At 55.6% G+C, this 14,599-nt stretch carries 11 protein-coding genes; 10 read left to right on the top strand and 1 reads right to left on the bottom strand.

From position 1 onward, the window contains the following. Nucleotides 1–43 precede the first annotated feature (43 nt). The 5 genes from AAF739_16210 to AAF739_16190 all read left to right on the top strand — a co-directional run bounded on the left by AAF739_16210 (nucleotide 44) and on the right by AAF739_16190 (nucleotide 7,567). The gene (locus tag AAF739_16210; protein ID MEM6384218.1) at nucleotides 44–841 is read left to right on the top strand and encodes an ABC transporter ATP-binding protein; all 798 of its coding nucleotides are present in this window, start codon (nucleotides 44–46) and stop codon (nucleotides 839–841) included. Next, nucleotides 838–2,385: a permease gene (locus AAF739_16205; protein ID MEM6384217.1), complete on the top strand. Its 1,548-nt coding sequence runs from the start codon at nucleotides 838–840 to the stop codon at nucleotides 2,383–2,385. Before AAF739_16210 ends, AAF739_16205 begins: the two co-directional genes overlap by 4 nt. 194 nt (nucleotides 2,386–2,579) lie before the next feature. Then, the gene (locus AAF739_16200; protein ID MEM6384216.1) at nucleotides 2,580–3,494 is read left to right on the top strand and encodes a phosphate/phosphite/phosphonate ABC transporter substrate-binding protein; all 915 of its coding nucleotides are present in this window, start codon (nucleotides 2,580–2,582) and stop codon (nucleotides 3,492–3,494) included. Between the two features lie 26 nt (nucleotides 3,495–3,520). Continuing rightward, a complete protein-coding gene (locus tag AAF739_16195; GenBank protein MEM6384215.1) occupies nucleotides 3,521–5,653 on the top strand; it encodes an EAL domain-containing protein in 2,133 nt (710 codons plus the stop codon). A 669-nt stretch (nucleotides 5,654–6,322) separates the two neighbouring features. Next, nucleotides 6,323–7,567 (top strand): aminotransferase class I/II-fold pyridoxal phosphate-dependent enzyme, encoded by a 1,245-nt coding sequence (locus tag AAF739_16190; GenBank protein ID MEM6384214.1) that lies wholly within the window; start codon nucleotides 6,323–6,325, stop codon nucleotides 7,565–7,567. Here AAF739_16190 and AAF739_16185 read toward each other — a convergent pair. After that, nucleotides 7,564–8,532, bottom strand: coding sequence for a sulfotransferase (locus tag AAF739_16185; protein MEM6384213.1), 969 nt, complete (start codon nucleotides 8,530–8,532; stop codon nucleotides 7,564–7,566). The genes AAF739_16190 and AAF739_16185 overlap by 4 nt on opposite strands. A 432-nt stretch (nucleotides 8,533–8,964) precedes the next feature. Between AAF739_16185 and AAF739_16180 the strand changes: the two genes are divergently transcribed. The 5 genes from AAF739_16180 (at nucleotide 8,965) to AAF739_16160 (ending at nucleotide 14,596) form a co-directional block, all read left to right on the top strand. Next, nucleotides 8,965–9,657: an acyloxyacyl hydrolase gene (locus AAF739_16180; protein ID MEM6384212.1), complete on the top strand. Its 693-nt coding sequence runs from the start codon at nucleotides 8,965–8,967 to the stop codon at nucleotides 9,655–9,657. A gap of 87 nt (nucleotides 9,658–9,744) precedes the next feature. Next, nucleotides 9,745–11,922 (top strand): MMPL family transporter, encoded by a 2,178-nt coding sequence (locus AAF739_16175; protein MEM6384211.1) that lies wholly within the window; start codon nucleotides 9,745–9,747, stop codon nucleotides 11,920–11,922. Next, nucleotides 11,909–13,090 (top strand): hypothetical protein, encoded by a 1,182-nt coding sequence (locus tag AAF739_16170; GenBank protein ID MEM6384210.1) that lies wholly within the window; start codon nucleotides 11,909–11,911, stop codon nucleotides 13,088–13,090. The genes AAF739_16175 and AAF739_16170 overlap by 14 nt, the downstream gene beginning before the upstream one ends. Beyond that, the gene (locus AAF739_16165) at nucleotides 13,087–13,386 is read left to right on the top strand and encodes a phosphopantetheine-binding protein (protein ID MEM6384209.1); all 300 of its coding nucleotides are present in this window, start codon (nucleotides 13,087–13,089) and stop codon (nucleotides 13,384–13,386) included. Before AAF739_16170 ends, AAF739_16165 begins: the two co-directional genes overlap by 4 nt. Then, entirely contained in the window at nucleotides 13,370–14,596 is a 1,227-nt protein-coding gene (locus AAF739_16160; protein ID MEM6384208.1) for a beta-ketoacyl-[acyl-carrier-protein] synthase family protein, read from the top strand. The genes AAF739_16165 and AAF739_16160 overlap by 17 nt, the downstream gene beginning before the upstream one ends. Nucleotides 14,597–14,599: the final 3 nt, after the last annotated feature.

The following is a 14,599-nucleotide window of genomic DNA, read 5'->3' as shown; positions in this document are numbered from 1 at the left end:
ACGGCGCTAAGATGAGAAAAAGTCTCGTCAGTGTGAGTAACCGATGTCACCCGCCAACACCGCCGCCCTTGATATTGTCAGCCTTCGCAAGAGTTTCAGCGAACCAGCCGTGAACGATCTATCGCTGAGGGTGCATGCGGGTGAATTTTACGCCCTGCTCGGGCCGAACGGCGCTGGAAAGACAACGACCCTGCGCATGGTCGCCGGCTTACTCGAGGCCGATGCTGGGTCAGTGACAATCTGCGGCATTACTGCTTTTGCCGAACCCATTGCGGCAAAGAAGATTCTGGCCTGGGTGCCTGATGAACCCATGGTCTATGACAAGCTCACACCGCTAGAGTACCTTGAGTTCGTAGCCGGCCTTTGGAGCATGGATGGGGATTTCGCCCGCTTCAAAGCTGATAGCCTGCTCGACGCCTTTGGTCTCAGCGCTCACGCGAACGATCGCTGTGGCGGCTTCTCGAAAGGCATGCGTCAGAAAGTGGCGCTTGCAGGTGCCTTGATCCATGAACCGCGCCTGATCATCCTCGACGAGCCACTCACCGGACTTGATGCAGGCTCAGCGCGACAGGTGAAGCAGGTGCTCTCCGGCCTGGTTGCTGACGGCGTGACGGTCATCATGACGACGCATATCCTTGAGGTTGCGGAGCGCATGGCCGACCGGATTGGAATTATCGCTCAAGGACAACTGATTGCGGAAGGAACACTGGAAGAGTTACGCGCGCGCGCGAGCGCTGATGGCAACTCGTTAGAAGATATATTTCTTGAGATCGTCGGCGGCGGGCACGACAACACGATAACATCCACAGATGCATTCCGCGGCGATGAGAAAGCGGCATGAGCGCGGCAACAGCACCCTGGGCGTTGAGCCGCTTTTCGCAGCATGAGTTGCGACTGGCTTGGCGTGACTGGGCCTGGATGTTTTCAGGCTGGCGGAACACCAGTTTAAGGCGGGCGCTTATCGGAATGGGCGTCTTCTACGCGGTTCTGCATGGGATCGCGTATGTTGTCCTCTCACCGCACATGGCCGAAGGGATCGTGCTTGACCAAACCGCGTTGGCGGTGATCTCGGTCACCGTTCTCCTTAGCTTTACCATGATGCTGTCGCAGGCCATGGAATCGGTGACGCGGGCATTCTACGCCCGTGATGACCTTGACCTAATCCTATCGTCACCCGCGCCCTCCCGTGACCTGTTTTTGGTCCGCATCTCCATGATGGCCGTGACCAGTTGGGCAATGTCGGCGTTGGTCATTTCACCGTTCTTGAATGTCGCAGCCGCCCTCGGCGGGGAACGTTGGCTTGCAGGCTATTTGGTACTTCTCGCGGTCTCTTTGACCGCGACCGGGGCAGGCGTGCTCATCACTCTCGCGCTTTTCAGAACGGTGGGGGCCCAGCGCACCAGGCTCATGGCGCAGGTTCTGGCGGCCGTCGTCGGCGCAGCTTTTCTTATTGGGATGCAGGTGGTTGCGATCCTATCCTTCGGGTCCATGTCCCGGTTCACACTTTTCGACGCCGAGTTCCTTGCTGACTATGCACCAGTTTCTGCATCTGCGTGGTGGCTCCCCGCTCATGCGGTGGCCGGACAAACATGGGCAGTTCTTGTGTTCGTAACTGTTGCATTGGCCTTTTTCGCCGGTGGCGCTTGGTGTGGGTCCGTTCAGTTTCGCCGTATTGCCGTGATGGCCCTCGGCGTCGCCGAAAAGACCCCACGTGGACGACAGCTGGAGCGGACGTTTCGCAGCTATACGGCACTTGGCGCACTTGTTCACAAAGAGTTGAAGCTTGTCGGCCGCGATCCGTGGCTCGTCTCCCAAACCCTGATGCAGGTGCTTTATCTGATTCCGCCCGCCGTGATGCTTTGGATCAGCTTTGGCCAGAACGCTGAGATATCGGTATTGGTAGCACCGGTCATTGTCATGGCCGTCGGGCAGCTTGCGGGCGGGTTGGCTTGGCTGACGATCAGCGGAGAAGATGCCCCCGATCTGATTGCGACAGCTCCCGTCTCTACCCTCACCAGATTGTGGGCAAAGGTTTTAGCAGTGCTGACGCTTATCGCCGCCGTACTGCTGCCAATTAGTATCGCACTATCAGTGATATCGATATGGGGCGCAGTGGTTACCTTCATCGGCGGTATGCTGGCTGCCGGCAGCGCGATCCTTATTCAGCTATGGTTCCGTGCACAGGCAAAACGCACAACCTTTCGCAGGCGGCAGGTCGCCTCGAAGGCCTCGACGCTCGCAGAAGCTGCAGCTTCTATAGCCTGCGCTGGTGGTACGGCACTCGTCGCGGCGGGGAGCCCACTGGTGCTTATTCCTACTGTCCTGCTCCTGCTTGTGCTCGGTGTGTCATGGAGCATGAGACCCAAGCGCGGCGCGAACGTGTAACAGGTTTGCGCGGCCGTCTAGTAGACACCCGAGTTCCACCGCATCGGGCATGAAGCATGCTGATGGCGAAATCCTTTGCACTGGACGCAATCCATTAAGCGCATGCTAATGCTAAGTTTATTCTGGCTCACCCGATAAACCAATCCTTGTCGCGAACGCACCTATGACCCTGCCATAATTCACGGGAGGACCTGATGTGCGTTTTGCGTGTACGGCGAAAAATAACCTTCGCCCTAGCAGCTTTGAGCCTCTGGTTGATACCAGCGGCTGCGACAGCCGAAACACTGGTGCTTGGCTCGGTCAACGAAAACATCCGTAAGCATCTGGAGCACTTCGCGCCACTTGCTGTCTATTTGGAAGAGGTCCTCGCTGAAGACGGGATCACGGATGTCGAGGTGTCGGTGCTTCCAGACTCCGATAGCATGGCCCTTGCGCTACAAAGCGGAGACGTTGACCTCTACTTCGATAGTCCGCTCGTTGCCGCACGCGTGGCAAGGCTTTCGGGTGCCGAGCCCTTCTTGCGGCGCTGGAAGGACGGCGTCGCCGAGTACCATGCGATGTTTGTGGTCCGAGCCGACAGTCCCTTCGAAACGCTCGATGATCTTCAAGGGGCGGTCGTTGGTTTTCAAGAGCCTGATTCAACGTCTGGATTCATGCTTCCAGCGGCGATGTTAAAGACCACAGGCTTACACATTCGCGATGTATCTGCCGATGAACACAGCGTCGACGAATCCGAGGTTGGTTACATCTTCACCGGACATGACCGTAACACCGTGGCCTCGCTAGCGCGCGGTACGATCGATGCAGGTGCCACTGACCCTCGGGGATTGGAATGGCTCGAAGCGGCCCGCCCTGGCGAGTACCGTGTTCTCGCACGCAGCATCAACGTGCCCCGGCAGATTGTCGTCCGTCGGGGAGACCTCAATCTAGTGATTGCGGGACGCGTCTCGTTCGTCCTGCAAGATATGGCCAACTCGGTCGCCGGCAAACAAACGATGATGCTGTTCAATGAAACCACGCGATTTGATCCGTTCCCGCTCGGCGTCGAGGCAACTTTTGGCCCAATCTATGAACGGCTCGACCAGCTTGAACAGCTGGGCGTCATGTGACCCTTCGAAGAGTCTGAGCTTAAGCCATGTCTAGTTATCGCTCGCAGTTCACCCGCGAGGCCAATTTTGGCCTTGCTCGCCGCCTCATGGTGGTTCTTTCGTCAGTCATTTTGCTCGGGGCGATTGCAGTTCTATCGATCAGCGTTTTCGTTCAAAAGCAGATGATCGAAGATCGGCTTAATATGAATGCGATCCATCTGGCATCTCTTATCAAGGAAGTCTCGATCCCTGCTATCTTACGGAACGACCCAGCCTCCCTCGATGTCTTTTTCGAAGAGCTCGAATCTCGCTCGGATATCGTATCGGTATCGATCGTCGATCCGGAGGGTTGGCTTTGGAAATCTGGAGGTGCCGAGGCCGCTGCATGGCTTGCACCCGTGGACGATCCGTTCCTGCGCGAAGCGATTGTGGCGCAAGAACCGCGGCAAACGCTTGGGGAAAACTACCTCCATCGCGCAGGACCGATCGCCGTAGCAGGCGACGTTATTGGCTTCCTCAACCTTCGCGTTGCGCGCGCGCCCATCGAACAGGAGCTTCGGGGTCTTTGGGTAAGTACGGCAGCCATCAGCATTGCTTGCGTCATAGTTGGTCCGCTCATCGCCTGGGTAATAGCGCGACGCCTGAGCGAACCTCTTCTCAGGCTTCAAGAGGCGAGTCGACGTGTTGCTAGTGGAGACTTTTCTCACCGTATAGAGAGCCACTCCAATGATGAGTTTGGCCTCGTCGCTCAATCGTTCAACAATATGCTCGACGAACTACATAGCTCGTTCCTTGAGACAAAACGTGTGGCTTACGAGGACAAGCTAACGGGGGTGCCCAACCGCAGCTGGCTAAGTTTGCAGATCGAGAACCTGACCAAAAGGACCGATCCAGAGGATCAGTTTGCCGCCCTTTTTCTCGATGTCGATAGGTTTAAGGAGGTTAACGACACGCACGGCCACCACGTGGGTGACATGCTCCTGCGGGCCTTTACCGAACGATTGCGCAATCAAATGCAGGAGCTAGGGCTGAAACCTACCGGCGTCCGAGTTCACAAGAAGCAAGGACTTCTTTTCGAGCAGGGTGAGGCGCTCCTTTCCCGGTTAGGTGGCGATGAGTTCACGATTCTGGTCGATGGTGGAAAATCTCAAGATCTTGCCAGGTCCATCGTTGCAGCAATGGAAAAGCCCTTCGCGCTTGATGGGCTAAACTTGAAGGTCTCAACAAGCATCGGGATCGCGCTGTTCCCCGACCACGCGACTTCGCGTGAACACCTGCTGAAGTGCGCGGATGTCGCAATGTACCAGGCAAAGAACGATGTGCGTGGCACGTTCGCTGTCTATGACCGCGATAAGCACAAAGAACTGCTCGCGCGAAGCCAGATGGAAAAGGACATTGACCGCGCCGTTGCCAACGATGAGTTCGAATTGTTTCTGCAGCCGAAGTTTGACGTTGCCAGCGAAGAACTGGTGGGTGTGGAGGCGTTGATCCGCTGGAACCATCCTGAGAGAGGGTTTGTGCGTCCGGACGACTTTCTACCAGTTACAGCTGCTATGGGTTTGATGCCGAGGGTCGGCCAAATAATGGTTGGCAAAGCAATTCGCGTTGCAGCAGAAATCAATCAAGGGCGCGGCAAACCCATCACAATGGCCGTCAACATTGCCAGCGAGGAGTTGCTTGCGCCAGGTTTTGCCGATCGCCTGAAGAGCCAACTGGAAGACAACAGCCTCGATCCAAGATTGCTCGAAGTGGAGATCACCGAGGGCACTGCCATGGAGCAGAACGACCTGGTTGAGCACAATATCGACCTGCTTCGGGAACTGGGTGTGAAGCTGGCCGTCGACGATTTTGGTGTGGGCTATTCCAACCTAGGCCGGCTCAAGACGCTCGCCTTCGATACGTTGAAGATCGATCGGGGCTTGATTATGGACGTCGCCACCGACGACGCTGCCCGAGGTCTGTTCCAGACGGTTGTCGATATGGCGAAGGTACTGCACGCAGACGTGGTCTCCGAAGGGGTTGAGACACCCGAGCAACTCGCTTTCCTTCAAGAGCGAGGGGTGCAGACCTATCAAGGGTACTATGGCGGAAGGCCCATGCCGCTTGGCGAATTCAAACAGCTGGTGGTGGAATCTGACTCGCAGAACAGGCCAGCCGAGGTGCTAAAACTGGTATCGTAAGCGCTCGCGTCTCACTACGTCGCCTTGGGCTGATCATGTTTGTTATGACGAGGTGACCGCACCAAGCGCGGATCATGCGTTAGTCGGTAGAACTTCCATAAGAATAGATCATCGTTTGCAGGTACTGGTTTGCCTAAGGATCTGGTTCCATGCGTCCTGGCCGATAATTTGCGGCTTCTCTAGCGCTGTTTCGGGAACCGGCGCCCACATGCCCAGCGCATGATACGAGCTGATCTGATTGTATTGGCGCAACCTAACGTTGATGACGATCTGGGCCTGTCTTAAGCCGGGTCCACGCACCAGATTTGGTTGGGTTATCGTGGCCTGAGACGGATCACTGAAGCATCAAGCTGATAGCGGCGTGGGCGTTCGCCATACAATCGATCCACTGGATCGATTACTTGCCTGTCTCATTATGCCGACGCGAAAGCTGCGAACGGCCTATCCTGAAAAAATTTTTGCGCCAGTTGTAGTAGGCCGTGTCGCCGACCCCAGCGCACTGACACGTCGATGGCACAGTTTTAGGGGGCCAAGACACGATTGGCCGTTGCGCAATGCAGCTGCGCCTATCGCCATTTCAAACTGGTCAAATTGGTCAGGTTCATTATTGTGCCGACTTAGGCTAGCTACCTCATTTATACTCAACAGCCTGAAGGCCCGGACCATCCCATGGAGGCAGCAAAGAGCCCCGAAAAAACGCCTGTCGAAATGATGGACGATTACCTTTGGCGCCGGATCAGGCGTACACATGGCAGTACCAAGGGCCATGCCTGGGAGTTGTATTTTGCAGCTGTAGATGCGGTGAAGGCAGAGACCGAAGCGCGCGGTCTGCAGTTTCTGAGTTTCTCCAGCTACGATTATCTTGGCTTGTCGCAGGACGCGTCGGTTCAGGCTGCCTCAGTCCACGCCATAGCCGATCACGGAACCGGCGTACTCGGTTCGCGTATTGTTGGTGGCGAGCGGTTGCTTCATCGCCAACTCGAAAGTTCGCTCGCCAACTTTGTTGGTAAAGAAGCCGCACTGGTCTTTGTCAGCGGCTACGTAACCAATGAAACGCTTTTAAGTACGCTGCTGCAAACCAAGGATCTCATCCTGTACGATGAACTGAGCCACGCCAGTATCATGGCGGGCATCAACGGCTCGCGGGCAACGTGCATGGCGTTCAGACACAATGACAATGCGCATTTGCGCAGCCTTCTGCGAACTGAGCGGGCGAGTTACAGGCGCTGTCTAATCGTCACCGAGGGCTTGTTCAGCATGGACGGCGACATCCCAGACTTGCCAGACATGATTGCTCTCAAGAGCGAATACGATGCGTGGTTGATGCTTGATGAATCCCACTCACATGGTGTTTTGGGGAATGCTGGGCGGGGAATCTGCGACCACTTTGGCATTCCAACCGATGACATCGATCTGGTGGTGGGTACACTTTCCAAGGCATTTGGATCATGCGGGGGTTTTATCGCAGCCGACCGGAGCGTCTGCGAGGCTCTGCGGCTTCTGCTTCCAGGGTTTGTCTACTCGGTTGGCCTACCGCCAGCCGTCGCTGCATCGGCAGATGCCGCCGTACGGAAAGCGATACAAGAACCCCATCGCGTTTGCCGTCTTGCCGAACTTACAAAGCGGCTGAAAAACGGCTTGCAAGAAAATGGGTTCGATACCGGCTCATCGTTTGGGCGTGGAATTGTCCCGGTGTATTTTCGGAACGATGCGGACACCATAGATGCATCTCGATACCTGATGAAGCACGGTATTTTTGCGCCGCCGGTTGTTCGCGTTTCGGTGCCGAACTCCCGTCCACGCATACGGTTCTTTGTGACAGCGCATCACACAGAGGCCGAGATTGATAGGGCGGTGCAGGCCCTTGCCAGTTCCGGGTTGGTGCCGAACCGGGCAAAGGTCGAGGCCATCTAAAGCTCGAAGCCATATCGCTGGGCATACTCGGCCCAATGGTCGCGGACGGCTTTCTTCTCATCGGGCGACAGACCATGGTCTGTTGGTGTGTATCCGCAAATACTCTCCAAAACCGCAGAATGTTTCGGATCGGCGGTGCGCGACCTTTCAAGCGAGAAGCAATCATACAACGTCCGCAACACGCCTTCCGGATCCCTTGCCAAATCGTGGTGCTTGACGATGTGCAGCCTGTCTTCCGCGATATGATGGCTTTCACTGTCGTAACGCCGGTAGAGCTCGGGCAGCGTGTGCAGAATTATCTGATCAATCTGCTGCTGATTTAGGGAATCTGATTGAAAGGCCTGAAAGCTCAACATGTGCGCCATCATGGTGCGCATTGAGCCAAATATCTCGTAAGGATGCCGCACCATGTGGACGAAGCGGGCCTTGGGAAACAGCGAGACAAGTGTCTTGATACGAGCCATATGCGTTGGGTTCTTGAGAACTAGGTTGCCGTCTTTCTGATCGGCCTGAACCTTCATCAATAATCTCAGCCAGGGCTGCACCCAACGGTTTTCACCCTCAGCAAACGCCCTCGAAAAGACATGCCTTCCATCACGTTTGTAGGCCTGCAGGGGAAAGCCAAAGAAAGCGTATGGAGATCCATCGCCAAGCGCGTTGATCGCAAACTCATCTTCTTGAGGTGCCTCAAGGTCAAACCGCATGGCGTCAAAGCCTCGGGTATCGGGGAATAAAGTTGCTAGCGGGGAGCGCAGCAGCCTGTACGACAGCCAAAAGTGGTTCGGCGCCATCACCTGATAGGTCGTTGCGCTGGAGTGCCGAGGGTCGGCTAAAAGTAGCTCGTGCATGGCTGTGGTCCCCGTCCGCCAGTGACCGATAACGAAAATGGGGTCTTGGGGCAGATTGGCAGCGTCAGAAATCGCGTCACCCGAAGACTTTGCGAGAAGCGTAAGGAGCGAGTTCATCGTTGCTATGGGGAACAGCAAAAGGGCACGGGGCAAACGATTTGCCGAAATGGCCCATTGGTTCTGTGAAAGCAGGCCCAACCAACGCCCCAGCGTTATGCCGTGCCATATCGTCGGCGTCGAAACCTTCCACGCTTTGTGCGGTTGATCATCAGATGGTGCGAGATGGCGGGACACTCAGGATCTATTGGCGCTGAACAAAAATTGTAGCTGACCTACCACAGTACAACAGAAATACACGCAACGAAGGCAGGGTCATACCCGCACCGCCGATGGCGCTACGCTTTTGTTTAATCATGCTAAAAGTCTCGTCGCCGCCACATATTGAGGGAAACTGAAGCCTGTGAACACACCGCTTCGCGTTTGATCTGGGAAGTCTATGGGAGTAGCAATCCTTGATTGAGTGTTAAGGAATCGAAGGGTGCCAATACAATGTCAATAAGCAGATTTTCAGCGGCTGCAGTCATCGCTCTTGGCACAGCCACCAGCGCTTACGCAGCCGACCCGGTTGTCGGGTTTGCACCTACCGGCTTCAGTTGGGAAGGCTTTTACGTCGGTGCTTTCGTCGGTCACACTTTCGGTAGTGACCTGGACGCAAATCCTCTTCATATCGCAGCGGAAGTCGATCGCGACATTGAGGGCTTCATCGCCGGTATCGGCGGCGGATATCGCTGGCATTTTGCCAATGACGTCGTGTTTGGTTTGGGGCTATCCATTCCTCTTTACGCGGAAGAGGGAACCCTTAGAACTGCGGCAGCAGGCGGCTTGAGTTATGCTGACCCGGAATTCGCTTACACCGTGAATGCGCACCTCGGCCTCGCCTATGGGCAGTTTCTTCCCTACATTCACGCTGGTATCGGGCAAACATTCGTCGAAGGTGGAAGCCGGACTTTGAACCAATCGACGGATGAAGCCCATCTGGTCGCAACGGTCGGTGCGGGACTTGGCTATAAATTCACGCAAAATTGGAACGCTCGTATCCAATACAACTACATTTTTGCATCTGATGAAGATTATACAATACCCGCCAGTGTCGGGTTCCCCGGCGGGAATGAGTTTGGATGGGACGGTAGCTCTGTTTTCGTGATGATTGAGTATCAATTCCCTACCGGAGGTCTGTTCTGACGGTCATTATCGGGCGCGCTCGTGCGCCCTTTATGACCGCTCTGCCTCAAGCATGTTCTGCTTGAGGTTCTCGTAGCACTTGGACCTGTGGCGCTCGGTTCTCTCAATCGGTATCCGCTTCAATACCCTCGTTCTGTTTTGGCGGCCGCACTGATCATCATGGTCGGTGCGGCCGTCTTGATTCCCAGGCTCGAATTTCGCAGCGAGTTGGTCGATTTCGTCGAGACGTCGGTGGGCGACAACAGTGATTACGCTTTCCGCCAGACTTTTGCCACGCTCGAAATCACTATCAGTTCTGACAGCTATGAAGCAGTTCCGATCGAACCCGCACGGCAGCTGCACACCGCGATGCTGCGCATGGATGGCGTCGTACAGATCATCTCGCCGTTTCGCTTTTTTTTCCCGACGCTTGATGGACAGTGGAAGCCCGTCCTGCCGCTCAACGTCGATGCGTCCAATCTAACCGGGGGTATGACCGAGGGTCAGCGAGCGTTGTTGGGGCCTCTTCTGCAGCCCGACCGCAACCTTGTTCGCCTGCTCGCCGTTATCGATCAGACAAACTACCAATCCATCGCAGATGCGGTCTCTGATCTCTCAAGCCAGCTTCGCGCCGACGGACCAGTTGAGATCTTCGTTGGCGGCCTCGCACCTGCATTTGAAGATCTTCCTGACCTTATTGCACGCGATCAGACCAAAACCCTCCTTCTCAGTCTGTTGTTTGGCTTCACGGCGGCGCTTTGTTTGCTGCGCGATATCCGTATTGCAGCACTCATCGTTGCCCCACCCCTATTCACTCTCACGGTGGTTCTCGGGGTCTTGGCGCTTTTTCAAGTCCCCATCACTGTTCTGACCATCTCCGTCACCACTCTGTTGCTTGTCGTAGGGGTAGCCGATGCGCTGCACCTGTATGTGAGTTGGGTCCGCGATTCATATGACCGCACCGATCCGGTTTCAGCAATGACACAAACCTTGTCGACAATGACGCCGGTTATTGCGCTTACGACGGGCACGACTGGTGTCTGCTTCCTTGCAGTTGGTTTTGTCGGCTCCGACGAGTTATCGCGACTTGGCTTTATCGGCGCGCTAGGATGCTTGCTGCAGTTTTTTTCACTGTCCACACTCTGGCCCGCGATCCTGTTAACCGTTGGGAAACGCTCCCGGGGCCAGCAAAATCTGAGCGCACTTTTCCATAACTACTCGCCATTTCTGTTCGGACGCGGCCGATCAATGGTATTCGTTATGGTAAGCCTCTTGATCTTGGCTGGCTTGGTACTCGGACAGTCTCAGCTGCACGCGCGGCTCGCATTTTCCGATATCCTGCCGCAAAATGATGGAACTTCTTTTTTGCCTTCGGGTTCCGATGATCATATCGAACCGCTGATACCGATCCAATTGGCGTTGGAGTTTGATCATGAAGTGACGTTGCTCAACGCTTCAGGTTGGGAAGCATTAGTGGCACTCGAGCGCCGAGTTCGGACTGCAGGACTTGTTGTCCTGTCGCCCAATCTTTCTTTAGATGCCCTATCCGAAAGCCAGAGGAACAGTGCGCTAACGTTGGCTGGCCGCGCGAACCCCTTCTCTGGTTCAGACGCCTTAATCAATGTGAACCGGCCAGCACTGGTATTGATGGTACCGTCAACCACCGACATCGTGAGCCTGACCGATCAGCTGTTCGAAATTGCGGAGACCTTAAAGTCGACCCATCCGATCGCCGGTATAGATTTCAATCCGTTCATCTTAAGCCTATCCGAACGCACGCAAGCTGTGGTGTTTGATCTTCGCAACAACGCCGTTCTCGCGATGTTGTTCGCTGTCCTTACCTTGACCATGCGGCTGAAAAGTTGGCGATTTGGCTTGTGCCTCCTGGTGTGTAATGCCTTGCCGGTCATGGCCGTATTGGCCCTTGCACATTGGTGTTTCGACGGGGTTGGGATCGAAGTCGCAATGGCCGCGACGATCGCGTTCGGCGTGGCTCTCGATGACTCCATTCACACGGTAAGTGCCCTCAAGCGCATTGAAGGTACCTGGGACGAACGGAACTTGAAAGCGGCACTTAAACAGGTCGGCCCGGTTTTGATAACAACAACGGGCATCCTAACAGCGGGGATGTGTGCAATGTTCTTCAGCGACTTCCCGCCGGTTGAGCGCTACGGTCTTGCAATCATCGGTGCTCTTTTGATCGCACTGTTTTGCGACCTGATCCTCTTTCCGGCGCTGGTGCGTAGCGTCTTCTGGTTGCGGAAGCGAGATCATGAACGAGCTTGAGATCCGCCCGGTTCGTTCGGATCGCGAGTTCCGGACTTTTCTCCAGCTTCCAAGGCGTTTGTACAAAAAGTTCCCTCACTACTGTCCGCCGCTGGATTATGATCGGCGGCAAATTTTCGACCGGAGGCACAATCCATTTTTCACGCATGGGACCGCCGAGTATTGGATCGCCTACAGGGGGAGAAATGCGGTGGGCCGAATAAGTGCACAGATAGATGACCTACACGCCCAGGTTGGCGAAGCTGATCTTGGTATGTTTGGTGCCTTCGATGCGACCGACGACACCACCGCGACAGCATCCTTGCTTGATGCAGCTTGCAGGTGGCTAGCACAGCAGGGCAAAACGAGAGTTCGCGGTCCGTTTAATCTGTCGATCTCCGCAGAGAGCGGCTTGTTGGTGGAGGGCCAATCTGAACCGGCGATGGTTCTGTATCCATGGCACCCACCCTATTTACGCGACCATCTTGTCGCCGCGGGTTGGGAGGTTGAGCGACAGTTGCTTTCCTACTGTTTGGATCGCAGCGACGAAGCACGACAGAAGAAGAAAATGGTTCGGCAACAAGCCTCTCTTCCGGCAGGCTTCAAGATGCGCCCACTGAACCCGTCTCGGGGCCTCGATGAGTTCTTGGAACTCGGCACCATTTACAACAGCGCGTGGCGTGGCAATTGGGGGTTCGTGCCGATGAACGAAGCGGACATTGCGGGCCTAAGGGATGCCATGCGGCCTGTACTCAGGCCCGATAATGGCATCGTCGTTGAGAAAGATGGGCGCCCTGTTGCGTTCACCATCATTCTTCCAAACATCATGGAATACGTTACGAGCTTTGGCGGCCAACTATCTGTTCTTAAAGCGCTTAAACTGCTGTGGCGTATCAAGCTTGGGCAGCCTCAATATGGTCGAACCGTATTGGCCGGTATAGAGCCAGAGTTTCAAGGTGGGTCTACCGGTGCGGCCATCGTGATGTCGATGATGGGAGAGTTCTTGCGGCTCGCTAAAAAATATAACGGCAGCGGAATTGAGTTTGGATGGATTGTGGAGGACAACCGACGGACCTTGGCGGCCATGTCCTATTTCGGAGGGCGCCTTACGAGACGTTTTGAAGTCTTTCAGCGGGAGATCGGCGAGGCCGTTCCGCGGCAACATCCAAATGCTCAGGTTCCGACATGACTAAGACCGACAAGGCCGACGCATCTTCGCAATTATCGCGTGAGGACGTACAGTCGGCTGTGGTGGAAACCATCATCTCTGAGGGTATGGTCGAAGCCAGCAAGGTCACACCCGACGCAACAATTGAGAGCCTGGAGATCGAATCGATCGAGTTCGTTATGATCCTCAATGGGCTCGAAGAGCGCTTCGATATCTATGTTCCGGTCGATGAAGACCTTACCGCGATCAAAACCGTGGAGGGCCTTGCCGCCGAAATTCATCGCCGTCTGAATGAAAACGATGCCTCAGAAACCTGAGCCGATTGCGGTTCTAGGCTTCGGATGCATAAGCGCTCTAGGGCTTGAAATCGATCAGATGCGCGCTGCGCTCCGTGCAGGTCGCGACGGTGTGTCTGAGGTTGATTTCAAGTTGCTGAGGGGTGGCCACGTTTCAATAGCGGCACAAATCACTGACTTCTTACCTGATGAACATTTCAGCAAAAGAGAGCTCAATACACTCGACAGGTTTGCAGCACTTGCGCTGGTTGCAGCACAGCAGGCCGTTGAAGACGCGAATATCGACGCAGGTCAGCTAAAGGGGCCAAAGACCGCGGTTATAGTCGGCTCAGGCATTGGGGGACAAACAGCCCTGGATCAGGGCTATGAGGCTGCTTTTTCCGACAAGCCACAGCGGTTTGATCCGACATTGGTTCCAAGGATCATGGTCAACGCCGCCGCGTCGAACATCGGTATGCGGTATGGCTGCACCGGACCGGTCTTGGCGCTCTCAACCGCGTGCGCCTCGGCAACCCAATGTGTTGGTCTCGGTCTTGAGATGCTCCGGTCTGGCCAGGTAGATTTGGCTGTCGTGGGTGGGGCAGAGGCGATGGCAACGGCCTACAGCTTGCGCACCTGGGAAGCATTACGTGTCCTCACTCCAGACCGATGCCGTCCATTTTCCCGCAAGCGCAATGGAATGGTCCTCGGCGAGGGAGCAGGCATTTTCGTCCTGCAACGCCTGAGCAACGCTGTCGAACAAGGCTTCGAGCCAAAAGCCCTTTTGACCGGCTACGGCACATCAAGTGATGCAGTTGATTTGCTGCGCCCCGATGCTGAAGGAGCAGCTCGCGCAATGACATCGGCTCTGACGTCGGCCGCGTGCAAGGCTGAGCAGATTGATTATATCAATGCTCACGGAACCGGGACGCTGGCGAACGATGCCAACGAGACCTCGGCGATCAAGTTGGCGTTTGGTGACCATGCGGCGAAGCTTGCTGTGTCGTCCACCAAAGCGATGCATGGGCATGCGATCGGCGCAGCGGGGGCCATCGAACTTGCTGCGACCCTCATCGCGTTGCAGGACCAGTTCGCGCCCCCTACCATCAACTGGGTTGAACGGGACCCGACCTGCGATCTCGACTACGTCCCCAATCAAAGTCGCGACATGTCTATAGAGCGCGCTCTATCGAACAGTTTCGCATTCGGCGGCATCAACGCCTGTCTCGTCGCCGAACGCTGGAAAGCGTAGGCT

The organism is Pseudomonadota bacterium (genome assembly GCA_039024915.1).
GTDB lineage: Bacteria > Pseudomonadota > Alphaproteobacteria > Rhizobiales > MH13 > MH13.
The sequence above is the reverse complement of the archived record's forward strand: the minus strand, read 5'-3'. Positions and strand labels throughout refer to the sequence as shown.

Bases quoted from the DNA above. Each gene is read 5' to 3' on its own strand.
- AAF739_16210 (MEM6384218.1), top strand. From the start codon at position 44: ATGTCACCCGCCAACACCGCCGCCCTTGATATTGTCAGCCTTCGCAAG.
- AAF739_16205 (MEM6384217.1), top strand. From the start codon at position 838: ATGAGCGCGGCAACAGCACCCTGGGCGTTGAGCCGCTTTTCGCAGCAT.
- AAF739_16200 (MEM6384216.1), top strand. From the start codon at position 2,580: ATGTGCGTTTTGCGTGTACGGCGAAAAATAACCTTCGCCCTAGCAGCT.
- AAF739_16195 (MEM6384215.1), top strand. From the start codon at position 3,521: ATGTCTAGTTATCGCTCGCAGTTCACCCGCGAGGCCAATTTTGGCCTT.
- AAF739_16190 (MEM6384214.1), top strand. From the start codon at position 6,323: ATGGAGGCAGCAAAGAGCCCCGAAAAAACGCCTGTCGAAATGATGGAC.
- AAF739_16185 (MEM6384213.1), bottom strand. From the start codon at position 8,532: ATGAACTCGCTCCTTACGCTTCTCGCAAAGTCTTCGGGTGACGCGATT.
- AAF739_16180 (MEM6384212.1), top strand. From the start codon at position 8,965: ATGTCAATAAGCAGATTTTCAGCGGCTGCAGTCATCGCTCTTGGCACA.
- AAF739_16170 (MEM6384210.1), top strand. From the start codon at position 11,909: ATGAACGAGCTTGAGATCCGCCCGGTTCGTTCGGATCGCGAGTTCCGG.
- AAF739_16165 (MEM6384209.1), top strand. From the start codon at position 13,087: ATGACTAAGACCGACAAGGCCGACGCATCTTCGCAATTATCGCGTGAG.
- AAF739_16160 (MEM6384208.1), top strand. From the start codon at position 13,370: ATGCCTCAGAAACCTGAGCCGATTGCGGTTCTAGGCTTCGGATGCATA.